Raw genomic sequence first — 23,867 nt, forward strand, 5'->3', positions numbered from 1 at the left:
GTGCACCAGCCCTCCGACCACCGTGACCTGTTGACAGCGGCGTTCCCGGCCGAACTCGCCGATGACGTCCGGACGGTTCTGGCGGTCATGCCTGTGTCCTGGTACCGGCCGGTCGCGCCGTTCTCGGTCGTGGTGCAGGGCCGGCAGGTCTCCATCCCGGGGCGCATCAACAACGACGAGCTGCCATCGGAGTCGGTCGCCGCCCTCGCGCCGCGTCAGCGACAGGTTCTGCACTGCTTGTACTCGCGGCACTGCGACGGCTGGGTCAGGCAGCGCCACCTCGCGCGGATCCTCGGCTCTGCGGACCCGTGGGTCATCCCGTTCGTCGTCCAACTGGTCGGCGAGTACGTCCTGGAGATCCTGGTCGACATCAGAGCCGGACTGCGCGACCCCGGTGCCTCGGGGGCTGATCTGCGCCTCGCCTACGGTGAGTTCATCGCGTCCAACCCCGCCTTCTTCGCCCGGACCCAGCGGCGGGTCGTGAGCTACTGGAGCTGCTACCACCGCCGCGCCTTCCGGAGCTTCCAGGGCTACCCGGGAGGCGACCTCATCGACCTTCTGCGCTCCTTCGCCGCGGACAGCACCGGGCGGCCCTGGCCCAGCCTCGCCCCGAAGGGTGGCACCGGGCTGGAGGGATACTGCTGACGCCTGGCCAGGCCCGTTCGGCTATCGTCCTCACTCATCCCGGAGCGATCTCTCCTACGCCTGCGGGCTCGGCTCATCGAGCATGGCGCAGACCGCCGTCCGGACCAGTGCCTGCTCGGCGGCGGCGGGCCCGGGTGCGGCCAGGCCGAAGATGGTGGGGACCAGGACGGTGACGGTGCGTCGGCCCTCGGCGTCGGCGTAGGCCTCGCTGGAGTAGCCCGCGGCCTGGCCGTCGTGGCCCCACACCGTGCCGCAGGGGAAGACGACCTTGCGCAGGCCCAGTCCGTAGCCGTTCCCGGCGGGTTGTCGCGGGTCCTCGGGGACGGTGGTCTTCATCTCGTCGAGCTGGGCGGTGGGCAGCAGTTCGCCGGAGAGCAGGGCTTGGTCGAAGCGGGCCCAGTCGGCGGCGGTGGACACGATGCCGCCTGCCGCCCACAGCGTGCTGTGGTTGATCGCGGTGGTGTCGACCCACGTGCCGCGCGCCGGGCCCGCGAAGGAGGTTCCGGCCGGGACGCCGGGCGGCAGGAACGGTGCGAGGTGGGCGGCGTCCGGCTCGTAGCCGTGGGCCTGGTGGCGGCTGGTCGCGGGGCCGTCGGCGAGGTACGTGTGGGTCAGGCCCAGGGGGCGTGCGATGCGCTGCTGGACGAGTGCGCCCAGCGAGGTGCCGGTGGCCTTCTCCAGGATCAGGCCCAACGCGATGTAGTTGGTGTTGCTGTAGGAGAACTGACGCCCGGGCGGGAAGAGCGGCGCGTGCCGCACGCCCGCGGCCGGCAACTCGCGCGGGGTCCACTGCCGGGTGTCCTGACCCCTCCTCGCAGGGGATACCCCCCCTGGCCGTGGGCCGGGCATCGGTGTGCAGGTGTCACGCCATCGTCCCGCCATGAGGGTTGCATATTCAAACTCACTGCCGCTAGCGTTCCGGCTCATGGAGATAGTTGGAATATCAAACCCAGTGGCCGCACCGGCCGAGCGGGACCAGCCCCACGGCCGGCCCCACCGCCGGGCCGCGTTCCTGGTGGTCGCCGCCGCGGTCTTCGTCTCGAACCTCGACCTGTTCATCGTCAACGTCGCCCTCCCGGCGATGCAGCAGCACTTCCACGGCAGCAGCCTGGCCACCCTGTCCTGGGTGCTGAACGGCTACGCCATCGTCTTCGCCGCACTGCTGGTCCCCGCCGGACGGCTGGCGGACCGCATCGGCCACCGGACGGTGTTCCTCGCCGGGCTGGCCGTCTTCACCATCGCCTCCGCACTCTGCGCAGTCGCCCCGGCCGTCGGGTGGCTCGACGCCGCCCGGGTGGTCCAGGCGGCGGGCGCGGCCGCGCTGATGCCGACCTCACTGGCGCTGCTGCTGGATGCCACTCCACCGGCCGAGCGCCCCGGCGCCATCCGGGCCTGGGCCTCGATCGGCGGGATCGCCGCCGGGCTCGGGCCGGTCCTCGGCGGACTGCTGGTCGAGGCCGACTGGCGCTGGGTGTTCATCGCCAACGTCCCGGTCGGCATCGCCGCCATCGCCGTGGGGGCCCGCGTGCTGCCCAGGCTGCGCGGTACGGAGAACGGCCCACTGCCGGACCTGTTCGGCGCGGGCCTGCTCACCGCCGCCATCGCCGTCCTCGCCGTGGCGATGGTCAAGGGGGACGACTGGGGCTGGCTCTCGCTCCGGGTCCTGGGTGGCCTGCTCGCAAGCGCGCTGCTGACCGGTTGGTTCCTGCGCCGCTCGGCGCGCCACCGTGCCCCCATCGTCGAACTGCCGCTGCTGCGGGTGCCCAGTTTCGCCGCCGCAAACACCGCAGCCCTGCTGTTCTCCCTCGCCTTCGCCGGCATGCTGCTGACCTCGGTCCTCTGGTGCCAGCAGGCCTGGGGGTACTCGGCGCTGCGCACCGGATTCGCCATCGCCCCCGGACCCCTGCTGGTGCCGCCGGTCGCCCTGGGCAGCGCCGCACTGGTGCGCAGGCTCGGCCCCGGACGGCTGTCCGCGCTCGGTACCCTGCTGTTCGCCGCGGGCATCGGTTGGTGGGCCGCCGCCATCGGCGTCCGGCCCGGCTACGCCACCGAACTGCTGCCGGGGATGCTGCTCACCGGCCTGGGCGTGGGGCTGACGCTGCCCACCCTCATCGGTGCCGCCGCGGCGGCGCTGCCGCCCACGCGCTTCGCCACCGGCTCGGCGATCACCACGATGGCCCGGCAGATCGGCGCGGTGATGGGCGTGGCGCTGACGGTCAGCCTGATCGGCACCCCGCACGGGCCGCAGGCCGCGCTGGACGGCTTCCGGCGCGGCTGGGCGGCGGTGATCGTGGCAGCGCTGCTGGGCAGTGCGGCCGCCCTGGTGCTCGCCGCCGCCCAGCGCCGGGCCGCAGCGAAGTAGCCTCTCCTCCGCGGTCTCGGAGCCCGGAGCCCGGAGCCCGGAGCTCGGAGCCTGGTGTCCGGGTCGGATGAACATCACGTCCTGCCCGTCACCCGTTCGCTGTGCACGGCGTTGTCAGGTCGTGCGATCCTGGCGGACGTCGGCACGAGCCCGAAGGACCGCGCACCAGACGACGGTCACGAACTCGGCAGGTGAGGCACGGTGGTTGACGGCAAACGGCAGGCGGATCCCGCCATGAGCGCCGCGGTGCGCGAGACGTACGGTCCGGCTGACCTGAGCCAGGCCCCGATGTTCGCCGGCGGGTTCATCAACTTCGGGTACTGGCGGGCCATCGACCTGAGCCGCCCCGTCGATGAGGCGCTGCGGATCCGCAGCCAGGAGGACCTCTACCGGCACGTCCTGGACGCCGCAGGTCTGGACGCCGCAGGTCTGGACGCCGCGGGTCCGGGCGCCGCAGGTCCGGGCGCCGCAGGACTGCCGGGGGAGTCGACGCTCCTGGAGGTGGGCTGCGGGCTCGGCATGGGCTGCGCGCTGGCCCTACGGGAGTACGGCCCCGCAGCCGTCACCGGCATGGACATCCACCCCGCCCAGCTGCAGCGCGCCCAGGCCGCGCAGGCCGCGATGCTCCGCGACGGCCCGGGCCGGCTGCGCTTCGTCCAGGGGGCGGCCGAGCGAATGCCGTTCGGGGACGGCGAGTTCGACGCCGTGATCAGTGTGGAGGCCGCCCAGCACTTCCCGGACGTCGTCGCCTTCGCGGCGGAGACCGCGCGGGTCCTGCGGCCGGGCGGCCGGGTCGCCGTCGCCAGCTTCTTCACCGCCGACGACGCGCCCGAGCGGCCCGTCGAACTCGCCGGACTGCTGGAGACGTTCGCGAACGGCCTGGACGTCGCCCGCCCGGTGCGCGCGCTCACCGACGCGCTCACCGGGGCCGGGTTGATCGAGGTGCGCGTCGAGCCGATCGGTCAACACGTCTGGCCCGGCTGGGACCTCTGGCTCGGCCGGTGGTGGGCCCCGGAGACCTGGCCGCGGAACTTCCTGCGCGCCTACGAGCGCGGGATCCTCGACTACTACGTCGTCACGGCCGGGCAACAGGGGTGGTAGGTGTTCTGGCCCGTGGGTGTCCGGGGCCGAGGTTGCGGACGGACGGCGGGAATCCGAGGGGTGAGACGGCGAAGGCAGCCTGCCCGAAATATCACGGCATGGTGCTAGAAATGACACCATGGTCGAAGACGCCGACCGATCGCGGATCGTATCCAGAAAGCCACTGAACGCGAGAAATCGACGGAGCGTAGCCACTCAGGTATTCGCCCTCGAACTCGTGGTCGTGGTCCTCCTCGTGCTCGGGGCGATCCTGGCACAGGTCCTGGAGTCCCGGCGGAGCACCGATACCGAGGCCAGGAACAGGTCGATCGCGGTCGCGGAGACCTTCGCGCATTCCCCCGGTCTGCTCGCCGCGCTCAAGTCGCCCGATCCCTCGGCGATTCTCCAGCCGATCACCGAGGCCACCCGCAAGGTGGCCGGCGTCGACTTCATCGTCGTCATGAACGACCAGGGAATCCGCTACACGCACCCGCTGCCGAGCGAGATCGGCCAGCGGTTCGTCGGCACCATCGGCCCGTCCCTCCACGGGCAGATCTACACCGAGAGCGTGCACGGTCCGTTGGGCCACGAGGTCCAGGCGACCGTCCCGGTGACCGCGCCGGACGGTTCGATACCCGCCCTGGTCTCGGCCGGGCTCAAGGTCAAGAACGTCACCGCCGCCGACAACCGGCAGCTGCCGCTGATCCTCGGTATCGGCGGCGCCGCCGTCGCGATCGCCACCACCGGCACCGCGCTGATCGCCCGCCGGGTGAAGCGTCAGACCCGCGGCATGGACCCCGGCGAGCTCGCCCGGATGTACGAGCACCACAACGCCGTCCTGCACGCGGTGCGCGAGGGCGTGATCATCGTCGGACAGGACGGGCAGCTGCTGCTGGCCAACGACGAGGCACGCGAACTGCTGGGCCTGCCCGCCCAGGCCGAGGGCCGGCACCTGGGCGACATCGAGGGCCTCACCCCCGAGACCGTCGAGCTGCTGCTGTCGGGCCGGGCGGTCACCGACGAGCTGCTCCACGTCGGCAGCCGGCTCGTCGCGGTCAACCAGCGGCCGACCGACCCGCACAGCCGTGCCATGGGCACGGTCGCGACCATCCGCGACTCCACCGAGCTGCTCGCCCTCTCCGGCAAGGCCGAGGTGGCCGGCCGGCGCCTCGCGCTGCTGTACGAAGCCGGCGTCGGCATCGGGACCACGCTCGACGTCGAGCGCACCGCCCAGGAGCTGGCCCGGGTCACGGTGCCCGGCTTCGCGGACTTCGTCACCGTCGACCTCGCCGACCCGGTGCTGCTGGGCGACGAGCCCACCGGCGGCGCCGTCAACCTGCGCCGCACCGCCGTCCACGGCATCCGCGACGACCACCCGTTCTACCCGTGCGGCCGGCTGACCGCCTTCGTCCCGTCCTCCCCGATGGCCCGTGGTTTCGACAGCGGCCGCTCGCAGGTCGTCCCCGATCTCGAAGTCGCGCACGGCTGGCACGCCCAGGACCCGGAGTGGGCCGGGCGGATCCTGGACTACGGCGTCCACACGCTCATCACCACGCCGCTGAAGGCGCGCGGCATCATCCTGGGTGTGGTCAACTTCTGGCGGTCCCAGAAGCCCGAGCCGTTCGACGACGACGACCGCTCGCTGGCCGAGGAGCTGGTCGCGCGGGCCGCCGTCAGCATCGACAACGCCCGCCGCTACACCCGCGAGCACGCCATGGCGGTGACCCTGCAGCGCAGCCTGCTGCCGCGCGCCCTGCCCGACCAGAGCGCGCTGGAGGTCGCCCACCGTTATCTGCCCGCGCAGTCCGGCGTGAGCGGCGACTGGTTCGACGTGATCCCGCTGCCCGGCAGCCGGGTCGCCCTGGTGGTGGGCGACGTGGTCGGCCACGGGCTGCACGCCGCCGCGACCATGGGTCGGCTGCGCACCGCCGTGCACAACTTCTCCGCCCTCGACGTACCGCCCAACGAGGTGCTCGGCCACCTCGACGAGCTGGTCAACCGGATCGACCAGGAGGAGAGCGAGCAGGAGGAGAGCGAGGGCGGCAGCGGCACCGGCGTCACCGGCGCCACCTGCCTGTACGCGATCTACGATCCGACCTCCCGGCTCTGCACCATCGCGACCGCCGGCCACCCGCCGCCCGCGCTGGTCGACCCCGACGGCAGGGTCGTCTTCCCGGAGCTGCCGACCGGCCCGCCGCTGGGCGCGGGCGGGATGCCGTACGAGACGGCCCAGGTGCAGCTGGCCGAGGGCACCCAGATCGTGCTCTACACCGACGGCCTGATCGAGGAGCGCACCCGGGACTTCGACGTCGGCATGGAGCTGCTGCGCGCGGCGCTGTCGCAGCGCGGCCGGGATCCGGAGGAGAACTGCCAGGTGGTGCTGGACGCGCTGCTGCCGGAGCACCCGCAGGACGACGTGGCACTGCTGATCGCCAGGACCAGGGTGCTCGGCCCGGAGCGGATCGCCGAGCGCGACGTGCCGTCCGATCCGGCCGCCGTCGCCGACATCCGGGCGTGGAGCGCGGCGGCGCTGGACGACTGGGGCCTGGGCGAGCTCTCCTTCGCCACCGAGCTCGCCCTGAGCGAGCTGGTCACCAACGCCATCCGCTACGGCTCGGAGCCGGTGCGGGTCCGGCTGCTGTGCGACCGCAGTCTGATCCTGGAGGTCTCCGACGGCAGCAACACCTCGCCGCACCTGACGTATGCGGCGAGCACCGACGAGGGCGGCCGCGGCCTCTTCCTGGTGGCCCAGCTCACCGAGCACTGGGGCACCCGCTACACACCGCACGGCAAGATCATCTGGGCCGAACAGGCCTTCCCCACCTCGGTCCGCACCCTGACCCCGCCGCAGCGCCACGAGACCCCGCAGCACCAGGAGACCCCGCAGCACCACGAGGGCCCACACGCCGTCCCGCTGCCCTCGCCGTGAGCGGGCGCCGCAGCGCAGGCTGCCGGCCAACTCCGGCTCAGCGGAGGGGAATCGTCGTGCGGATCAGGGTTTCGGATGGCATGTCCCTGGCGAAAGATATCAACCATGGGCTTATCGCCGGTTGCCGGTCATCCTGCTGTCGCTGTCTTCCGTGAGCCCCGGGGCGGGCAGCCTGTCCCGAGGCTGGGCCCGCGGGTTGCCGTCGAGGCGAAGCGGGCCGCTCGGGTGCTGGCCGGGCTGGCGACCCATGCCAGACCTGTCGAGCGGGCCGCCGCGCTGCGCCAGGCCACTGCGGTGGCCGGTGAGTTGGTCGCCGCGCTGTCGGCGCTGGCGCCGGCCGTGGTCGGTGAGCGCGTACCGGCGGAGTCGATCAGTCAGTCGTACTTCCGGGTCCGCGAGGTGGAGCTGTCGGATCAGCAGGCCGCCCTGCACGGCGCCCTGGTCGTCCACCGCGGCCTGGAGGACCTGTGCGAGGCTCCGCTGTCGGGTGCCGACCTGGCCCTGGAGGTGGCCGGGATGCGGCAGTCGGTGCTCGACCTCACCGGTGCGGCGCCAGGCGCCGACCCTGACGCCGCCGCGCCGGTGGCCGTCCCTGAGTCCGCTGCGGGGGCGACGTCGGCCAGTGCGTCGGCCAGTGCGCCGGCCAGTGCATCGGTCAGTGCATCGGCGAGTGCGTTGGAGAGCGTGTGGAGTGCTCGTTGGCTCATCGGGCACCAGGTCCACGTCCTGTTCAACGTCTGCGCGGCCGTCGCCGTGGCCGACGCCACCCGCCGCCTGCTGGACGGCGACACCGATGCCGCGCTGCTGCGGCTGGCGGATGCGACGGTGTACGTGCGCGGGTTCCCGGCGGCCATGAACCACGCCAGTACGATCCCGGCCGACTACTACATGGCGGCGATCCGCCACACCATGGCGCCGCCCTCGGTGGACGTCCCGTTGAGCGGGCGTCAGCATCGCGGCTACAAGCTGTTCCGGGCGGCGATGAAGGACCTGCTGTCGGTGGTTCCCGACCCCTACGAGCACCTGGCGGCCCGGGCCCCGGAGCTGGCCGAGGCACGGGGCGCGCTGCTGGAAGCCGACATCGTGGACGCCGAACGGCACGTCACCCTGGCGTACTCGATGGTGCACCTTCGTCGTTCCATCGCGCAGAAACCCGAAGGCCCGGACAACGCCGTTGCCGAACTACGGCTCATGCGCCACCGCCGTGCGGCCCAGTACGCCTCCCTGATCCGATTCGGGGACCACTACGTCGCCGACGCCGTGGCCGGCCTGCGCCACTCCTGAGTCCGCGCGTCCGCCGCCCGCACCCCCGGCAGGAGAGCCTGATGCCCGAGACGACGCCCGGCACCACCCGACCCACCGCAGCCGCCGACTGGAACCTCGATCCCGCCGACGCCGGCGCGTGCGAGAAACTGGCCCGCACCCTGTGCGCCGGCGGGCACGACCGGATCGACAGCCCCGGATGGGTGGCCCGGGCCCGGGACGCCTGGGAGGACCTTCCACTACCGCTGCGCCGTGCGGTGCGCCGGTTCCGCAGGCACTCCGGCCCGCGCGGCACGCTGGTGATCGGCGGCCTGCCCGTCGATCCGGCGGCCCTGCCCGCGACACCGGCCGTACCCGGCTCGGTCCAGCGCCAGGCCACCGTCCCGGCCGCGGTGCTCACCATGGTGGCCTGCGGGCTGGGCGATCCGCTCGCCTACCAGGCCGAGAAGTCCGGCGCCCTGGTGCAGGACGTCGTGCCCGTACCCGGGCAGGAGACCTTCCACGGCAACGCCGGATCGGTGCCGCTCTCCTTCCACACCGAGAACGGCTTCCACCCCCACCCGCCCGACTACGTGGTCTTCCTGTGCCTGCGCGCCGACCACGACCGGACCGCCGGCATGCGCGTCGCCGGTCTGCGCGAAGCACTTCCGCTGCTCACCCCGGCCGGCCGCGAGGCCCTGTTCGCGCCGGAGTTCATCACCACACCACCGCCCTCCTTCGCCCCCTCCTCCGCCCCCGGTGCTGCCGCGAGCGAGCCCGAGGCGCAGCCCCGACCGGTGCTGTCGGGAGCGGCCGAAGACCCCGACATCCGGATGGCCCAACTCGTCACCACCCCGCTCACCCCTCGGGCCACCGCGGCGCTGGCCGAGTTCGGCCGCGCCTGCGAGACGAGCGCCCGCACCCTGCACCTGACGCCCGGCGACCTGGTCATCATCGACAACCGCGTCACCGTCCACGGCCGCACCGCATTCCACCCCCGGTACGACGGAGCGGACCGGTGGCTGCAACGCACCTACGTCACCACCGACTTGCGCCGCTCCCGCGACCACCGCCCCGACGACGGTCACGTCCTCGCCCGCTGACCGGCCGGTGCGGCCGCACAACAGCCGCCGCACCACAGCCGCACACCCGGGATGCCGACTGCAGGGCCGTCAGCAGCAGCCGTGCCACTGGTAGTTGGTCGGGACTTCGAATCCGGACTCGGGCTCCTCGCTGCTCGCGGTGGCGGTGGCGGTGGCGGTGGCGGAGTGGACGGTGGTTCCCTCCTTGATGGTCTCCACGACCTTGATGTCCTGGATCTCGTCCGGGGGAACCGTCAGCGGATTCGCGGAGAGGATCACCAGGTCGGCGAGCTTGCCGACCTCGATGCTGCCCTTGCGATCCTGTTCGAAGTACTGGTGGGCGGCGTTGATGGTGATGGACTTGACGGCGTCCAGGGCCGACACGCACTGCTCGGGCCCGATGACGACCTGGTCGGTGCGGGTGCGGCGGGTGACCTGGCTGGACAGGATGGCGATCGAGTTGGGCAGGGCCACCGGGGCGTCGTGGTGCGAGGTGTAGATCATCTGGCGGTCGACGGCCCAGCGAGCCGGGGAGATGGTCGCGGCCCGCTCCGGTCCGAGGACGGTGTCCCGGTACCAGTCCCCCCAGTAGTAGGTGTGCATGGAGAAGAAGGACGGGATGACACCCAGGCGGGCGAAGTCCTCGATCTGGTCCTCCCGGGCGGTCTGGGCGTGGATCGCCACCGTCCGCCGGTCGTCGGCGCCGGCGTCCCCGGCATCCCCGGCAGCGACGTCCCTGGCGGCGGTCTCGACGGCCTCGATGAACTGGTCGATCGCGGCGTCCCCGTTGACGTGGGCCAGCACCTGCCAGCCCTTGGCGTACGCGGTGCGCACCTGGTCGAGCACGACCTTGGGGTCCTCGATGGTGGGGTAGCCGCGGTAGCCCTCGGGTGTGCCCTCCGGCCGCTCCTCGTACGGCTCGGTGAGCCAGGCCGTCCTGCCCTGCGGGGATCCGTCCAGGTACATCTTCACCCCGGCCGCCCGCACGCCCCGCCGGTACTCCTGGCTCGCACCGACCGGATCCGCCTCCGGCGAGGCCGTCGCCTCGTCGGCCCGCGCGTAGGCGACGACGTCGATCTTGAACGGCACGACGGCTGCGGCATCCCGCAGCGCCTGGAGGTTCTCCAGCGTGGCGCCGCCCTCCTGGACGGTCGTGAAGCCGAAGCTCGCGGCTGCTGCCACGCCCTTGCCGAAGAGGGCGGCCAGGGCGGTCAACGGCAGGCCCTTGGTGGCCTTTTCGGAGGCAGGGTTGAACGCGGTCTCCTCCAGCACGCCGTTGGGCTCGCCGTACGGCCGGGCCACGGCGCCGGGTTGGCGACGGATGACGCCGCCGTCCGGGTCCGCGGTGGCCTTGGTGTAGCCCAGCTCCCGCAGGCCTCGGCTGTTCACCGCTCCGAGGTGGAAGGACTGGTGGATGGCCAGCACCGGGCGGGTGGTGGACACCGCGTCCAGGTCCTCCCGCGTGGGGTGGCGGCCTTCGGCCAGCATGGCGTCGTCGTAGCCGAACCCGATGATCCACTTGGAGAAGGCGCCCACGGGTGTCTTCGCCCACGCGCGCAGCTTCTCCTGGAGCGAGGCGATGTCGGTGACGTCCCCGTCGGGGGCGGCCAGCAGGTTCGCGAGCGTGGCCTGCAGGCCGATGCCGCCCAGGTGGCCGTGGGCGTCGATGAATCCGGGCAGCAGTGCGCGGTCCCCGAGGTCGCGCAGCTGTGTTCGGGCGCCTTGCCAGCGAGCGACGGCGTCCCGGTAGTCGCCGACGTGGACGATGACTCCGTCCTTGACGGCCACCGCCTCGGGGCCTGGGGCGGATTCCCGGGTGTCGGCGGCGACCGTCACGATCTCACCGCCGTGGAAGATGACATCAGCTTCGTCGTACGGCGCCACAGCCTGGACGCCGCCGGCGTCCGTCGCCCCTACCGGCTGACCGTTCATTCCGATCTCCTCCCCGCCGCTTACGTTCAGTGCACCGTTGCCTACCCAAGGCCATCTGGGCATGAACATGAACTGCGGCAGGCGAATCCGGTCGAGCGGCGGTCGCGGGTCACTGCGAACGGTAATAACGTGGGCACTCGGTGTAGTCATGCCCTCGCGGCCAGGCGTCTACGAAAAGGGAAAACCATGACCAGCAAGGCCAGCATCGTCTTCGCCCACGGACTCTGGGCCGACGGGTCGTGCTTCGGCAAACTCATCCCCGCGCTCCAGGCGGAAGGGCACGAGGTCTTCAGCTCGCAGCACGGCCTCGATTCACTCGAGGGCGACGTCGCGTGCGTCACCCGCGCCATCAACCACGTGCCCGGCCCCGTCGTGCTCGTCGGTCACTCCTATGGCGGCACCCTGATCACCAAGGCCGGCATCCACGACCGCGTGGGCGCGCTGGTCTACATCGCCGCGCTCGCCCCCGACGAGGACGAGACCTCGCAGGACCAGCAGGAGAAGTTCGCGCGCACGCCCCTGTTCGAGCACATCGACGTCGCCGACGGCCGCATCTGGCTCCTCGAGTCGGGCATCGGCGACTTCTGCGGCGATCTGCCGGCAGCCGAGCAGAAGCTCGTCCTCGCGACGGGTGCCGTGCCGGTCCCGGACCTGTTCAGCCAGCAGGTTCCCGGTACGGCCTGGCGCACGAAGCCGAGCTGGTACATCGTCGCCAACAACGACCGCACCGTGAACCCGGACCTGGAGCGGGCCGCCGCGGAGCGCATGGGCGCGAAGACCTACGACGTCGGCAGCAGCCACGTGCCGATGCTCTCGCACCCCGACTTCGTCCTCGACGTGATCCGCGACGCCGCGAAGACCCTTGAGGCATAGCACCGCCGATCGCCTCAGGCCTGCTCCGGCGGGGCGTCGGTCGCGGCGGGGTCGGCGGGGTCGGCGGCCGGGTGGATCGGGAGGCGGACCTGGAAGCGGGTGTCGCCCGGCGCGGACTCCAGGCGCAGGTCGCCGCCGTGCCGGTTGACGATGATGCGCCAGGAGACGTCCAGGCCCAGGCCGGTGCCCTCGCCGACCGGTTTGGTGGTGAAGAACGGGTCGAAGACCCGGTCCTGGACGTCGGCGGGCACGCCGGGGCCGGTGTCGCGGAACTCGACCAGCACCCACTCGCCGTCCCGCGCGGTCCGGACGGTGAGGGTGCCGTCGCCGGCTCCGGTGCTGCGCATGGCCCAGGTGGCGTTGTCGATCAGGTTCGTCCAGACCTGGTTCAGCTCGCCGGGGTAGCCGGGGACCTTGGGCAGCGTGCGGTCGTACTCGCGCACGACCGTGATGTCCGGGCCGATCTTCGCGGCGAGCAGCAACAGCGTGCTGTCCAGCAACTCGTGGACGTCCGCGCTCTGGTACGGGGCCCGGTCCAGCTGCGTGTACTGCTTCGCCGCCCCGACCAGCGCGGAGACGCGGTGGGTCGCGTCCTCGATCTCGTTCAGCAGCAGTTCGGCCTCGACCGTGCAGGTCAGCCAGTTCACCGCGCTGCCGAGGACCTCGCCGGGCAGCACACCCGCGATCCGGTCCAGCCAGTCGGTTCCCAGACCCGCCTGGACGAGGACCGGCGCGAGCTCCCAGCCGTCGGCGACCTCGTGCTCGGCCAGCCAGTCGCCGACCTCGTCCTCCCGGTCGGCGGCCTGCAGCGGGCTGAGCGGCGGGGCCTGCCCGATCCGGCCGACGGTCAGGTCCTGAAGCTCGCTCAGCTGCGCCAGGCACTCGCCCCGGCCCGGCTCGGCCGCGAGCGCGGCCAGCTCCCTGCGAGCCGTGGCGACGCGCTCCCGCAGCGCGGAGGTGGCGCGCACGGCGGCGGCCGCGGGGTTGTTCAGCTCGTGGGTGAGCCCGGCCGTCACCGTCCCGAGGGCCAGCAGCCGCTCCCGCTGCCCGATCGCCTCCTGGGTGTTCTTGAATCCGAAGAAGAGGCCCTCCAGCAGGTGGACGGCCATCGGGAACCATTCCCGCATGATCCGCGCGAAGGCCTCCGCGGGGAGGACGAAGAACCGGGACGGCTCGGTGACCCGCAGCGAGTTGTTGTACACCTGCGGCACCTGGTCGCCCAGGTACGCCTGGAAGGCGCCGGCGTACACCCCGGGCGCGGAGGTGCGGCTGACGTCCACCTCCTGGCCGCCGACGCGGCGCGAGAGCAGCACGGTGCCCTGGACCAGCACGTAGAAGTTCACGGCCGGATCGCCCTCCCGGTACACGGGCCCGGGGTCGAAGCACTCCACGTGGCCGTCCCGGCAGAGCTGGGCGAGTTGCTCCGGTGTCAGCTTCTCGAACAGGAAGAGCGTCCGCAGCTCCTGCTCGTCGCAGTCCGGCGGGCGGGCGGTGGTCATGACTGCTCCAGGTACCGGTGCGCGAGCATGACGGCCATGGCGCCCTCGCCGACCGCGGAGGCGACCCGTTTGGCGGACTCCGCGCGCACGTCTCCGGCCGCGAACACCCCTGGCACGCTGGTCTCCAGGTGATAGGGAGCGCGGTCGAGCGCCCAGCCGGCCGGCGGGCGCCCGTCGGCGCTCAGATCGGGGCCGGTCAGCACGAAACCGCGGGGGTCCCTGAGCAGCGTGCCGTCCAGCCAGTCGGTCAGCGGCTCCGCGCCGATGAAGACGTAGAGCCACTGTGCGTCGACGGCCTCGGACCGCCCGGTCACCCGGTCGCGCAGGGTCAGCCCCTCCAGGTGCTCCCTGCCGTGCGCCGCCTCGACGACCGTGCCGGTGCGCACGGAGATGGCGGGGGAGTCCTCGACCCGCTGGAGCAGGTAGAAGGACATCGAGGCGGCCAGCTCCGGTGCCCGCACCAGCAGGGTGACCTTCCGGGCGTGGTGGGTGAGGAACATCGCGGCCTGGCCGGCGGAGTTCGCCCCGCCCACGATGAACACGTCCTGCCCCTGGCAGGCGGCCGCCTCGGTCAGCGCCGAGCCGTAGTAGACCCCGCGCCCGGTCAGCTCGGCGACTCCCGGCACGTCCAGCTGCCGGTACGACACGCCCGTCGCCAGGATCACGGCCTGGGCCGAGACGGCGGAGCCGTCGGCGAAGCGCAGCGTGCGGGCCGCCCCGTTCACCTCCAGCCCGGTGACCTTGGCCGCCGTGAGCAGCTCCGCGCCGAACTTCGTGGCCTGGCGGCGCGCCCGGTCGGTGAGCTGCGCGCCGGAGACCCCGTCGGGGAAGCCCAGGTAGTTCTCGATGCGCGAGCTCTGCCCGGCCTGGCCGCCGGTCGCCTCCCGCTCCACCAGGACGGTGCGCAGGCCCTCCGAGGCGCCGTAGACGGCCGCGCCGAGCCCGGCGGGGCCGCCGCCGACGATGACCAGGTCGTAGAAGTCCGCCGCCGGGGTGGTCGACAGCCCGACGTGGGCGGCCAGGTCGCGTTCCTCGGGTTCCACGAGCACCGTGCCGTCCGGCGGCACCACGAGCGGCAGCCGCCGCGGGTCCAGCCCTGCGGCGGCCAGCAGGCGGATGCCCTCCGGCTCCTCGCTGGAGTACCACCGGTACGGCACCTGGTTGCGGGCCAGGAACTCGCGGATCTGCGAGGACCTGGCCGACCAGCGGTGCCCGACGACCTTCGTGGTGTCCACGGCCAGGCCGTCGCTGGCCCGCCACGACTCCAGCAGGTCGTCCACCACCGGGTACAGCTTCTCCTCGGGCGGTTCCCACGGCTTGAGCAGGTAGTGGTCGAGGTCGACGACGTTGATCGCGTCGATCGCGGCGTCGGTGTCGGCGTAGGCGGTCAGCAGCACCCGCCTGGCTCCCGGGTAGAGATCGAGCGCCTCCTCGAGGAACTCGATGCCGTTCATCAGGGGCATCCGGTAGTCCGCCAGGATCACCGCCACCGGCGCGCCCCGCAGCTTCAGCTCGCGCAACGCCTCCAGCGCCGACGCGCCGGACTCCGCGCGGACCACCCGGTGCTCGCTCCCGTAGCGACGGCGCAGGTCGCGGGCGACCGCACGGGACACCGCGGGATCGTCGTCCACGGTCATAATCACGGTCCGCGCCGCATCAGTGACCTCTGGCATGGCCCACCGTCCAGGACTGTCGCCGGCTCCAGGGGAACAGCCCTTCCAGTGTGCCCGCCGACCGGTGCTCCGGCCTACCGCCGGGACGCTGCCGGCCTCGCTGCCGGGCCGCCGCCGGTCCCACTGTCGGCCCGCTCCGGGAGCGTCCGGCCGCCCCACCGGCCGGAGTGGCGGCGTACGGCCATCAGTTCGTACCGAACGGTTCGGGGCGGGATGCGGTTATCCTGCCGGAATGAGCGAGCGCAGCATGGACCGGACGAAGGGCGCGGGACGGCCACGGTCGGCGGAGAAGGACACGGCGATCCTTGAGGCCGCCCTGGAACTCCTGGCCTCCCAGGGCTTCGTCCGGATGACGCTCGACCAGGTGGCCGCCGCGGCCGGGGTGAGCAAGTCGACCATCCATCTGCGCTGGAAGAGCAAGGGCAACCTGGTCACCGCCGCGCTGGAGTCGATCCGGATGACCCGCAGCCCGGCCGCCACCGGCGAGACCAGGGCCGATCTGGTCTCGGTGCTGAACGACCTCGGCGGCACCGTCGAGCTGGTGCGCGGCATGGCGCTGATCGGCACCTGCCTGGCCGAGGAGGCGCACACCCCGGAGCTGCTCGCGATGCTGCGTGAACGCACCGTGCTGCCGCGCCGGGCGCTGCTGCGCGATCTGCTGACGGCGGCGCGCGAGCGCGGGGAGATCCGCGCGGACGCCGACCTGGAGGCCGCGACCTCGATACTGCTCGGCCCGCTCTACGCCGACTACATGGCCGGGTACGTGAACCGTGCGGGCTGGGCCGAGGCGGCGGTCGACCTGGTACTCGCCGGGTTGCGGCCCGAGCGGGGCTGAGTCCGACCAGGGGCCCAGCAGGAATGAGTCCGGGCATGCGCGAGCGGCCGACCGGGGTATCGGTCGGCCGCTCGCCCGGTGCTCGGCATCCGGTCGGGCTCAGTTCGGCCGGACGCCGGACGGTCGGGCGCTGCGCGGTGGTCGGGCGCCGAGGCGGCGTCCTCGGTTCCCCGACCCGGGTCAGCGTCCGGCCGGGCTCAGTGCCGGGCTCAGTTCGGCCGGACGGCCGGCCAGCAGCGCGCGGTAGCGCTCGCCGTACCCGGCCAGCTCGGCGTCGGAGATCCGGGAGGCGCCGAACAGCACCAGCGGCTCGGCGAGGCGCAGGCCCGTCAGGTGCGCGGTCGCGCTGATCGGCAGCAGCAGCTGCTCGATGGTGAAGCGGTTGTGCCCGTCGGGGGAGTACGCCTGCTCCGGGCCGCCGGTGGAGGTGACCAGCTGCAGCGTCTTGCCGTGCAGCGCGGTGCCGCCCGGGCCGTACGCGAAGCCGTAGGAGAGGACCTCGTCGATCCAGGCCTTGAGCACCGCCGGGACGGAGTACCAGTGCCACGGGAACTGCCACACGATCACGTCGTGCTCGCGCAGCAGCCGGTGCTCGTGGGCCACGTCGATCCGGCCGTCGGGGTACGCGGCGACGATGTCGTGGACCGTCACATGGCCGAGGCCGTGGGCGGCGTCGGCCAGCCGGGCGGTGATCCGGGAACCGGCCAGCCGGGGGTGGGCGACGATCACCAGGGTGCGGGGAGCGGACATCTGACGCGGTACTCCTGAGGTGCGTGTGGCGTGGACGGTGCTACGGCGTCGGTGGTACTAGGGGGGTGGTGCCAGGGGGTGGTGTTGCGGGGTGGCGGAGCGTCAGGCGTTGCTGCGGGCGTTCTGGATCTGGAAGTTGAAGTCCGCGTGGCCGAAGGTGCCCAGCAGGCGCAGCCAGATCGGCAGCAGCATCTCGGTGCCGCGGGCGGTGGCGATGTCGCCGAGGTCCAGCACGCTGCCGGCCGGCCAGCCGATCGAGACGAGCAGCTCGGTGACGGCCTTCTTGGCGTCCGCGTCGTCACCGGAGATGAAGACGCTGTGCTCGCCGGGCACCAGCGACGGGTTCACCATGACCGCGCTGCTCATGGTGTTCAGCGTCTTGACCACCCGGGCGTTCGGGAAGGCGCGCTGGATCTGCTCGGCGAGGCTGTCGGTGTTGACCGGGTTCAGCGACGGCGGCATGCCCTGCGAGAAGTCCAGCGGGTTGGCGATGTCGATCAGCAGCTTGCCGTCGAGGTTCTCGGCCCCGGCGTGCTCGAGCGCGTCCAGCGTGCCGGCGCCGGCGGTCGCGTTGATGATCACGTCGGCACCGGTGGCGGCCTCGGCGAAGGTGGTCAGCGGAATCTGCGGGTGCGTCTGCTGCCACTGGGCGAACGGCGGCGTGCCCATGACGCTGGGCGTGGTGCGGGCCAGCGTCGCCTGAGGGTCGCGGGTGCCGATCACGACCTCGTGGCCGAGCGAGGCGAGCTTGGTGGCCATGACCCGGCCGACGGCGCCGGTACCGAGGATCGCGTAGCGCATGGTGGTGCCCTTCTGTCGCATGTATCGAAGTACGGGCGCCGGGACGGGGTCCGTCCGGCGTTGGCTAAAATCTAAACCGAGTCGTTCGGTATTGCAAGTGGGTATGCTGGACGACATGGCGAAGACCGAGACGGACCGGAAGCCGCAGCCGAGGACGACGCAGCGGCCGCAGCCGGGCATGACGACGGAAGCGCCCACGACGGCGGACGGGCGCGTGACGGCGGACGGCTGTGTGACGGCCGAGCCGGGCCACGCCACGCGCAGGGGGCGGCCGCGCTGCGCCGACAAGGAGGCCGCCATCCTCGACGCGGCGCTCGGCCTGCTGGCCCGGCAGGGGTTCACCCGGATGACGCTCGATCAGGTCGCCCAGGCCGCCGGGGTCAGCAAGGCCACCATCCACCTGCGCTGGAAGACCAAGACCGAGCTGGCCGCCGCCGCGCTGCTCACGCTGCGCCCCCGCTCGGCCCCGCGCCGGACCGGGGACCTCCGCGCCGACCTGGCCGCCCGGCTGACCGAGCTCGCGGAGGTGCTCGGCGGTGGCATGGCGCTGCTCGGCACCTGCCTGGCCGAGCAGGTGCACACGCCCGAGCTGCTGGCACTGCTGCGCGAGCACGTCGTCGGCCCGCGCCGCGCGGCGCTGCGCGAGGCGCTCGACGAGGCGCGCCGCTGCGGAGCGCTGCCCGCCGGGGCCGAGCCGGACGTGCTGGCGTCCGCGCTGCTCGGCGCCTTCTGCGCCGACTACCTCGCGGGCAGCCCGGGTGGCCCGGGCGGCCTGAGTGGCCCGAGCCCCGCCGCCCCCGTTTCCGGCGCTTCCGCCGCCCTGACCTCGGCCGCTGCGATGGCCGCCCGTGTGGCGGACCGCGTGATCGCCGGGCTGCTCGGCCCGCTGCCCACCGAGACCGGCTGACTCCCGCCCGGACGGCCCCCTACCCCCACCGGCTCAGTCGCCACCGGCACCGTCGATGATGAACGTCGCACGTCGCACGCCGGCCGCCCGGCCGTCGTCGCCCGTTGCATCCGAGCATTCCGATCACCAGGGGGCCCACCATGACCGACGACCCGAGCGCGAGCGCCGCCGCCGCGCAAATCCGGCTGCTGCGACCGCAGGACGCCGAAGCGGTCGCCGCGCTGCTGGACGGCAGCCGCGATCACTTGCGCGCGTCACTGCCAACGGCGGACGAGGGGTACTTCACCGTGCAGGGCCAGCGCGAACGGATCCGCCGGGCACTCGACGAGCACGAGGCCGGCCGGACGTGGCCGGGCGCGATCGTCTGCGAGGGCGCCGTGGTCGGCCGGATCACGCTGAACAACATCGTGCTGGGCTCGCTCCGGTCGGCCTTCGTCGGCTACTGGCTGGGCGCCGGCGCGATCGGCCGGGGGCTGGCCACCCAGGCGCTGGAACTGACGCTCGACCACGCCTTCGAGGCGCTGCGGCTGCACCGGGTGGACGCGTTCACCCGGCCGGAGAACGAGCGGTCGCTGCGGGTCCTCGAACGCAACGGCTTCGAACGGATCGGCCTGGCCCGCCGGCACACGTACGTCGGCGGCCGGTGGGCGGACGAACTGCTGCTCCAGAAGATCGCCCCGTGGGACGACGGAGTGACGCTGACCCCGTGAGCAGGCGCGCCGGATGACCCGGGGTCAGAGCTGACCCAGGTCAGAGCAGCCAGAAGCCGAGCAGCACGGCGGCCATCAGGACCAGCGCGGTCAGCGCCGGCGCTCCCATCCGGCCCCTCGGCCCGGACGTCACGGCGGCCATCGACGCGACCGGCACCGCGAAGGCCGAACCCACCGTCAGCACGAGCACCGCGCCGGACGACGCCCCGGCCACCATCGCCCCGAACACCACCGTGAACATCAGCAGCAACCACATCGACGCGGTCACCATCAGCCAGGCCGCCCGCGCGGTCCACCGGGCCACCGGGTCATCGGCGTAGAAGTTGGCGCGGGTCGTCGTCCAGAACCGCAGCAGAGGCCGGTCACGCCGGGCAGAGATCAGCATGGCGTCAGTCTGGCCTGCCCCGAGCCGTCGCGGCACCCCCCGAACAGCGCTAGACGTCGAACGCTATGGCGGGTGTCCCGGCCTTCCGGGTGAGGAAGTGCAGCAGGTTGGCGAAGCCGCGCGCGTCGTCGATCGCCTTGTGCGTGTGCTCCACATCGCCGAGCCAGTGCGGGGGCAGCTTCGGCGACGGCAGGTCGGCGGGCGGCCGCCCGGTCAGTGCTGCGGTGTACGAGCGCAGACAGAGCGCCGGCCCGTGGAAGAGACGGTCCTGCTCGTACGGGCCCTGGTGCAGCCCGTACGGCGTGAACCGGCGCAGGTAGTAGTCGATCCATGTGCCGTCGAACGACAACGGTGCGGCGGCGAAGGCCCGTTGGCCGGGCAGCGACCGGATCCAGGCCACGTACCGGCTCATCACCTCGCTGACGGGTTCCGGGTTCGCCGTCGCGGCCTCCCAGGTGCCCGGCTCGGAGTCGAACCATTCCTTCGTGCGCGGGTTCGGCGCCGATCCGGGGAGCGGTTCGAGGACGGCCTCGAACTCGCCGAACGTCCGTCCGTCCATCGTCGTGGCAACAGATGCGAAGGACCGCATCGAGTTCGGGCCCGCCCACGGACCATCGACCTCGATGTCGGTCACCACGTAGGTCCAGTCGCTCAGTTCAGTCATGCGCTCGACGGTACCCGCCGGGGGATGGCGTTCCCCGGGCGGCCCGAGCTCTCACCGGGTGCTCGACGGCACTCCCGACGACTGTTCCGCGAGACGGTTCGCCAGTGCGTCGGCGTCGGCCAGGAACCAGAGTTGCGTGCCCCGGTTGCTCTCCCGGACGAAGTCGCGCAGCGCCGTGCTGGCTGCCGTGTGGTGGGCGATGTCGCCGATCACGGCCAGGCCCAGGCGGTAGGTGGCGAACTTCTGCACGATGTCGCCGGCGATCCGGGTGCGCAGCTGGAAGAACGCGTCGTCGAAGCGCTCGACGGGGACGGCCACCCAGGACGCCTGGTGGTAGAACGCGTCGCCGATCAGGTCGGTGGCGTCGCGCTCGCCGTGCAGGGTTGCGCCGTCGGCGGCGCAGACCAGCACCGTCGTGCCGTGGATCTGCTGGAGGGTGTCGGGCATTCGGGGCTCCTTCGCAGCGGTGCCGCTGTGGTCAGCGCACCTGCTCGGTCAGCATGGTGACGAGTCTGAGCAGTTCGGCGGTGTCTTCGAGGCCGCCCAGGATGACGATCTTCAGGCTGGCGCGGTCCTCGTCGTAGACGGTCTCGACCCGCAGCTGTTCGCCGCTCTGCGGGCGTCCGTTGATGGAGGCCAGCACGGTGTTGGTCAGCCGGATGGTCGCGGCGGGCCCGATTCCGTCGATCCGCACGATGCTGGACGCCTCCGCGTGCGGCACCGCCGGCTCCGGCCGGGCGGCCGAGGCCGAGGCCGAGGCCGATGCCGAGGCTGACGCCACCGCCGGGTCCGGTACGGGCGCGGCGACGGGGTGACCGGTGAGTGCGGCCAGGTCCTCGCGGGTGATCCGGTACTGCTTGCCGATCCGGGTGGCCTTCAGTCGTCCGTCGCGCACATAGCCGCGGACGGTCCTGACGTGCAGGCCGAGCAGCTCTGCCACCTGGTCCACGGAGTAGTACTGCTGTTGCTGCTGCGACATGGCCACACACCGAACCTTCCCTATCTGTAGGTAACGTACCACTCGATAGGGAAGGTTGCGTATGGATAAGGACAAGTTTGCTCGTTGGCGGGTCAGAGCAGCCGTGCCACGCAGAAGATCCGCCGGAACGGGAAGACGGTGCCGTGCGCCCCGCGCGGGTACGCCTCGCGCAGCAGCTCGCCGTACTCGCGCAGGAACTCCTGCCGGTCCGCCGCGGTGCCGAGCGCGCTGAGCACCGGGCGCAGTGCCGTGCCCTTCACCCAGTCGAGCACCGGGTCCTCGCCCGGCAGCAGCAGCTGGTACGTGGTCTCCCAGACGTCGACCGCGACACCGTCCGTACTCGCGTGCGAACCCGCGTCCGCACCTGTCGCACCCGCGCCCGCCAGCGCCTGGAGGTAGTCGCCCGGCGCGTGCACCCGGCCGGAGTGGTCGGCGCCCCCGTCGAGCCGCTCCTGCCAGCGCGCGCTGGTGCGCAGGGCGGCGAGCAGGGTGTGGCTCGGTGCGTCGAAGTTGCCCGGCACCTGGAACGCGAGCGTGCCGCCCGGCCGCAGTGCCGCCAGCCAGCGGGGGAGCAGGTCGAGGTGGCCGGGCACCCACTGGAGCGTTGCGTTCGAGACGATCAGGTCGGCCTGGGCGGCCGCGGCATCCCATGCGGCGGCGTCACCGAGCACGAAGTCCGTCTCCCCGGTCCCGCCGGGGTTGCCGCCGCTGTGCTCGGCCCGGGCCCTGGCGAGCATCTCGGGGGAGCTGTCGAGTCCGGTGATCCGGGCGTCGGGCCACCGGATGCGCAGTGGCGCCGTGGAGTTGCCCGGCCCGCAGCCGATGTCGAAGATCCGCGCGGCGGAGCCGGGCCGCGGCCGCGGGTCGGGGACGTGGGCGAGCAGGTCGGTGAGCGGGCGGGTGCGTTCGGTCTCGTAGCGGAGGTACTGGGCGGGGTCCCAGCTCGGGGTGGATGTGCTGGTGTCGGACATGGCGAGCTCCTCCCGGCGGCAGGCCGGGCGACCGGTGGGACGCACGGGCCGCCCAGGTATCTTGACATCAAGATACCTGATCCCGTCCTGGCAACGTTGTCCACTCGCCACGCTGTCCGACTGCGCCGCCGGTTGCCGGTTGCCGGTTGCCGGTCGCCGGTCGCGCGTCAGCTCACAGCGGCAACTCCCCGGAGCCGCGCGGGATCAGCCTGGTCGGCAGCTCGATCCGCTGGACCTCGGCCCGCTCGCCGCGCATTCGGCGGAACAGCAGCTCGGCGGCGGTCCGCCCCATCCGTGCCGGATCCTGGGCGACCACGGTCACCGGCACGGCCAGCAGGTCGGCGAGCTCGAAGTCGTCGAAGCCGACCAGCGCCGGACACTTGGCCAGCGCCGCCAGCTCGCGCAGCACCGCGACCGTGGTGCGATTGTTGCCGCACATCAGCGCGGTGACCGGTGCCGGGCCGGTGAGCAGCCGGGTCAGCGCGAACCGGATGCCGATCGGGTCGGGCTTGGCCATCTCGATCCAGGACTCGTCCACCGGGTGCCCGGCCGCCGCCATCGCCCTGCGGTAGCCCGTGAGGCGCTCTGCGGCGGTGAAGATGTCGGGGGCGTCGCCGAGGTATCCGATCCGCCGGTGGCCCTGGCGGATCAGATGGCCGACGCCCGCCAGCGCCCCGCCCAGGTTGTCGGCGAGCACCGTGTCCACCGCCAGGCCCGCCACCGGCCGATCAACGCTCACCACCGCGGTGCCGGCCGCCAACTCGGCTGCCAGATAACCGTGGTCGGCGGCGGTCGGGACCAGGATCAGGCCGTCCACCCGGCGCGCGCAGAAGTCGGTGGCCAGCTCCTGCTCCCGGTCCGGATCCTCGGCCGAGGAGCCGGTCAGCAGCAACGAGCCGTGCGTGCGGGCGACTTCCTCCACCGCGCGGCTCAGCTGGGAGTAGAACGGATCCGACAGGTCCTCCAGGATCAGCCCGACGCTGCTGGTCCGCCGGCCCTGCCGGAGCAGCCGGGCCCCGTCGTTGCGCCGGAATCCGAGCTCCGCGATGGCGCCGCGGACCCGCTGTGCGGTCTCCTCCTTGACGCCCGGCTCGCCGTTGACCACCCGGGACACGGTCTTGAGCGCGACCCCGGCCATGGCCGCGACGTCCTTCATGGTCGGTCGGGCGGGGATCCCGGACGCGTGCTGCTCCGCCGTCTCTGGCATGCGGTGACCGCCTTCCTGGGTGCCTTCCCGGCCGCCGTTCGGAGCTCGGGATGGACAACGTTGCCATGCAGTATAGCCAGCCGTCGCAGCTCGGACAGTGGGCCCAACTGCCAGAGTGCGCACCACTGTTGATCATCATCGCGACCGTCACATTCCGGACACGTCAGTGGCACGTTCCGGCCTCGCTCGTCCTGCGGCGGCCGGCTCGGACCGATTCGTTCGGGTTCGTCGCACGGCGGTTGATCTGGGGCACAGTCGGGAAGGATCACTGACACATCGTCAGAACGGCTCTCCTGTCACTGTCCCGTCAGCTCCCCGGCGCGTGTCCGAGGTCCTGCCGG

Annotated in this window: 22 protein-coding genes; 10 read left to right on the forward strand and 12 right to left on the reverse strand. The window is 72.4% G+C overall.

Annotated elements, in window-relative coordinates; genetic code table 11:
* Complete coding sequence (locus AC060L_RS12050; protein WP_483798655.1) at window positions 1-645, forward strand: hypothetical protein; 645 nt, start codon at window positions 1-3, stop codon at window positions 643-645.
* 54 nt (window positions 646-699) lie between these two features.
* Here the strand turns inward: AC060L_RS12050 and AC060L_RS12055 are convergent, their stop codons facing one another.
* The gene (locus tag AC060L_RS12055; protein ID WP_483798656.1) at window positions 700-1,704 is read right to left on the reverse strand and encodes a serine hydrolase domain-containing protein; all 1,005 of its coding nucleotides are present in this window, start codon (window positions 1,702-1,704) and stop codon (window positions 700-702) included.
* On the opposite strand from AC060L_RS12055, the gene AC060L_RS12060 reads away from it, so the two are divergent.
* The 5 genes from AC060L_RS12060 to AC060L_RS12080 all read left to right on the forward strand — a co-directional run bounded on the left by AC060L_RS12060 (window position 1,598) and on the right by AC060L_RS12080 (window position 9,361).
* A complete protein-coding gene (locus AC060L_RS12060; RefSeq protein ID WP_483798657.1) occupies window positions 1,598-3,007 on the forward strand; it encodes an MFS transporter in 1,410 nt (469 codons plus the stop codon). The genes AC060L_RS12055 and AC060L_RS12060 overlap by 107 nt on opposite strands.
* Window positions 3,008-3,241: 234 nt before the next feature.
* Window positions 3,242-4,108: a class I SAM-dependent methyltransferase gene (locus AC060L_RS12065; protein ID WP_483798658.1), complete on the forward strand. Its 867-nt coding sequence runs from the start codon at window positions 3,242-3,244 to the stop codon at window positions 4,106-4,108.
* Between the two features lie 118 nt (window positions 4,109-4,226).
* Window positions 4,227-7,016, forward strand: a complete 2,790-nt coding sequence (locus tag AC060L_RS12070) for a SpoIIE family protein phosphatase (protein ID WP_483798659.1) — start codon at window positions 4,227-4,229, stop codon at window positions 7,014-7,016.
* Window positions 7,017-7,241: 225 nt separating this feature from the next.
* On the forward strand, window positions 7,242-8,300 hold the full coding sequence (locus AC060L_RS12075) for a hypothetical protein (RefSeq protein WP_483798660.1): 1,059 nt from the start codon (window positions 7,242-7,244) through the stop codon (window positions 8,298-8,300).
* A 41-nt stretch (window positions 8,301-8,341) separates the two neighbouring features.
* Window positions 8,342-9,361, forward strand: a complete 1,020-nt coding sequence (locus AC060L_RS12080; RefSeq protein WP_483798661.1) for a TauD/TfdA family dioxygenase — start codon at window positions 8,342-8,344, stop codon at window positions 9,359-9,361.
* A gap of 69 nt (window positions 9,362-9,430) precedes the next feature.
* Here AC060L_RS12080 and AC060L_RS12085 read toward each other — a convergent pair whose 3' ends face one another.
* Window positions 9,431-11,272, reverse strand: coding sequence for an amidohydrolase (locus AC060L_RS12085; RefSeq protein ID WP_483798662.1), 1,842 nt, complete (start codon window positions 11,270-11,272; stop codon window positions 9,431-9,433).
* Window positions 11,273-11,458: 186 nt separating this feature from the next.
* Here AC060L_RS12085 and AC060L_RS12090 point away from each other — a divergent pair, with 186 nt between their 5' ends.
* Window positions 11,459-12,145, forward strand: coding sequence for an alpha/beta fold hydrolase (locus tag AC060L_RS12090; protein WP_483798663.1), 687 nt, complete (start codon window positions 11,459-11,461; stop codon window positions 12,143-12,145).
* A 14-nt stretch (window positions 12,146-12,159) separates the two neighbouring features.
* Here AC060L_RS12090 and AC060L_RS12095 read toward each other — a convergent pair whose 3' ends face one another.
* Window positions 12,160-13,644, reverse strand: a complete 1,485-nt coding sequence (locus tag AC060L_RS12095; protein ID WP_483798664.1) for an ATP-binding protein — start codon at window positions 13,642-13,644, stop codon at window positions 12,160-12,162.
* Complete coding sequence (locus AC060L_RS12100; protein ID WP_483798665.1) at window positions 13,641-15,317, reverse strand: NAD(P)/FAD-dependent oxidoreductase; 1,677 nt, start codon at window positions 15,315-15,317, stop codon at window positions 13,641-13,643. Before AC060L_RS12100 ends, AC060L_RS12095 begins: the two co-directional genes overlap by 4 nt.
* A gap of 232 nt (window positions 15,318-15,549) precedes the next feature.
* Here AC060L_RS12100 and AC060L_RS12105 point away from each other — a divergent pair, with 232 nt between their 5' ends.
* Window positions 15,550-16,152 carry a TetR/AcrR family transcriptional regulator gene (locus tag AC060L_RS12105; protein WP_483798666.1) on the forward strand — a complete coding sequence of 201 codons (603 nt, stop codon included), beginning with the start codon at window positions 15,550-15,552 and terminating at the stop codon, window positions 16,150-16,152.
* Window positions 16,153-16,332: 180 nt separating this feature from the next.
* Here the strand turns inward: AC060L_RS12105 and AC060L_RS12110 are convergent, their stop codons facing one another.
* Both AC060L_RS12110 and AC060L_RS12115 read right to left on the reverse strand, forming a co-directional pair.
* A complete protein-coding gene (locus AC060L_RS12110; protein ID WP_483798667.1) occupies window positions 16,333-16,902 on the reverse strand; it encodes an NAD(P)H-dependent oxidoreductase in 570 nt (189 codons plus the stop codon).
* Between the two features lie 102 nt (window positions 16,903-17,004).
* Entirely contained in the window at window positions 17,005-17,703 is a 699-nt protein-coding gene (locus tag AC060L_RS12115) for an NADPH-dependent F420 reductase (protein ID WP_483798724.1), read from the reverse strand.
* Between the two features lie 115 nt (window positions 17,704-17,818).
* Here AC060L_RS12115 and AC060L_RS12120 point away from each other — a divergent pair, with 115 nt between their 5' ends.
* Both AC060L_RS12120 and AC060L_RS12125 read left to right on the forward strand, forming a co-directional pair.
* Window positions 17,819-18,610, forward strand: a complete 792-nt coding sequence (locus AC060L_RS12120) for a TetR/AcrR family transcriptional regulator (protein ID WP_483798668.1) — start codon at window positions 17,819-17,821, stop codon at window positions 18,608-18,610.
* Between the two features lie 140 nt (window positions 18,611-18,750).
* The gene (locus AC060L_RS12125) at window positions 18,751-19,320 is read left to right on the forward strand and encodes a GNAT family N-acetyltransferase (protein ID WP_483798669.1); all 570 of its coding nucleotides are present in this window, start codon (window positions 18,751-18,753) and stop codon (window positions 19,318-19,320) included.
* Between the two features lie 40 nt (window positions 19,321-19,360).
* Here the strand turns inward: AC060L_RS12125 and AC060L_RS12130 are convergent, their stop codons facing one another.
* From AC060L_RS12130 to AC060L_RS12155, 6 genes are all read right to left on the reverse strand, one after another.
* On the reverse strand, window positions 19,361-19,705 hold the full coding sequence (locus tag AC060L_RS12130; RefSeq protein ID WP_483798670.1) for a hypothetical protein: 345 nt from the start codon (window positions 19,703-19,705) through the stop codon (window positions 19,361-19,363).
* Window positions 19,706-19,754: 49 nt separating this feature from the next.
* Window positions 19,755-20,369, reverse strand: a complete 615-nt coding sequence (locus tag AC060L_RS12135; RefSeq protein WP_483798671.1) for a hypothetical protein — start codon at window positions 20,367-20,369, stop codon at window positions 19,755-19,757.
* Window positions 20,370-20,420: 51 nt separating this feature from the next.
* Window positions 20,421-20,816 carry a DUF4180 domain-containing protein gene (locus AC060L_RS12140; RefSeq protein ID WP_483798672.1) on the reverse strand — a complete coding sequence of 132 codons (396 nt, stop codon included), beginning with the start codon at window positions 20,814-20,816 and terminating at the stop codon, window positions 20,421-20,423.
* Between the two features lie 31 nt (window positions 20,817-20,847).
* The gene (locus AC060L_RS12145; protein ID WP_483798673.1) at window positions 20,848-21,348 is read right to left on the reverse strand and encodes a helix-turn-helix domain-containing protein; all 501 of its coding nucleotides are present in this window, start codon (window positions 21,346-21,348) and stop codon (window positions 20,848-20,850) included.
* A gap of 92 nt (window positions 21,349-21,440) precedes the next feature.
* Window positions 21,441-22,319: a methyltransferase domain-containing protein gene (locus tag AC060L_RS12150; protein WP_483798674.1), complete on the reverse strand. Its 879-nt coding sequence runs from the start codon at window positions 22,317-22,319 to the stop codon at window positions 21,441-21,443.
* Between the two features lie 172 nt (window positions 22,320-22,491).
* Window positions 22,492-23,526, reverse strand: a complete 1,035-nt coding sequence (locus tag AC060L_RS12155; protein ID WP_483798675.1) for a LacI family DNA-binding transcriptional regulator — start codon at window positions 23,524-23,526, stop codon at window positions 22,492-22,494.
* Window positions 23,527-23,867 lie beyond the last annotated feature (341 nt).

The organism is Kitasatospora sp. NEAU-69 (genome assembly GCF_057158765.1).

What these genes read in the sequence shown, in the direction of transcription:
- AC060L_RS12115 (WP_483798724.1), bottom strand. Translation starts at nt 17,703, where the DNA reads ATGCGCTACGCGATCCTCGGTACCGGCGCCGTCGGCCGGGTCATGGCC.
- AC060L_RS12150 (WP_483798674.1), bottom strand. Translation starts at nt 22,319, where the DNA reads ATGTCCGACACCAGCACATCCACCCCGAGCTGGGACCCCGCCCAGTAC.
- AC060L_RS12120 (WP_483798668.1), top strand. Translation starts at nt 17,819, where the DNA reads ATGGCGAAGACCGAGACGGACCGGAAGCCGCAGCCGAGGACGACGCAG.
- AC060L_RS12065 (WP_483798658.1), top strand. Translation starts at nt 3,242, where the DNA reads ATGAGCGCCGCGGTGCGCGAGACGTACGGTCCGGCTGACCTGAGCCAG.
- AC060L_RS12155 (WP_483798675.1), bottom strand. Translation starts at nt 23,526, where the DNA reads ATGCCAGAGACGGCGGAGCAGCACGCGTCCGGGATCCCCGCCCGACCG.
- AC060L_RS12080 (WP_483798661.1), top strand. Translation starts at nt 8,342, where the DNA reads ATGCCCGAGACGACGCCCGGCACCACCCGACCCACCGCAGCCGCCGAC.
- AC060L_RS12125 (WP_483798669.1), top strand. Translation starts at nt 18,751, where the DNA reads ATGACCGACGACCCGAGCGCGAGCGCCGCCGCCGCGCAAATCCGGCTG.
- AC060L_RS12145 (WP_483798673.1), bottom strand. Translation starts at nt 21,348, where the DNA reads ATGTCGCAGCAGCAACAGCAGTACTACTCCGTGGACCAGGTGGCAGAG.
- AC060L_RS12105 (WP_483798666.1), top strand. Translation starts at nt 15,550, where the DNA reads ATGAGCGAGCGCAGCATGGACCGGACGAAGGGCGCGGGACGGCCACGG.
- AC060L_RS12110 (WP_483798667.1), bottom strand. Translation starts at nt 16,902, where the DNA reads ATGTCCGCTCCCCGCACCCTGGTGATCGTCGCCCACCCCCGGCTGGCC.
- AC060L_RS12135 (WP_483798671.1), bottom strand. Translation starts at nt 20,369, where the DNA reads ATGACTGAACTGAGCGACTGGACCTACGTGGTGACCGACATCGAGGTC.
- AC060L_RS12085 (WP_483798662.1), bottom strand. Translation starts at nt 11,272, where the DNA reads ATGAACGGTCAGCCGGTAGGGGCGACGGACGCCGGCGGCGTCCAGGCT.
- AC060L_RS12090 (WP_483798663.1), top strand. Translation starts at nt 11,459, where the DNA reads ATGACCAGCAAGGCCAGCATCGTCTTCGCCCACGGACTCTGGGCCGAC.
- AC060L_RS12130 (WP_483798670.1), bottom strand. Translation starts at nt 19,705, where the DNA reads ATGCTGATCTCTGCCCGGCGTGACCGGCCTCTGCTGCGGTTCTGGACG.
- AC060L_RS12055 (WP_483798656.1), bottom strand. Translation starts at nt 1,704, where the DNA reads ATGAACAGGTCGAGGTTCGAGACGAAGACCGCGGCGGCGACCACCAGG.
- AC060L_RS12100 (WP_483798665.1), bottom strand. Translation starts at nt 15,317, where the DNA reads ATGCCAGAGGTCACTGATGCGGCGCGGACCGTGATTATGACCGTGGAC.
- AC060L_RS12095 (WP_483798664.1), bottom strand. Translation starts at nt 13,644, where the DNA reads ATGACCACCGCCCGCCCGCCGGACTGCGACGAGCAGGAGCTGCGGACG.
- AC060L_RS12140 (WP_483798672.1), bottom strand. Translation starts at nt 20,816, where the DNA reads ATGCCCGACACCCTCCAGCAGATCCACGGCACGACGGTGCTGGTCTGC.
- AC060L_RS12070 (WP_483798659.1), top strand. Translation starts at nt 4,227, where the DNA reads ATGGTCGAAGACGCCGACCGATCGCGGATCGTATCCAGAAAGCCACTG.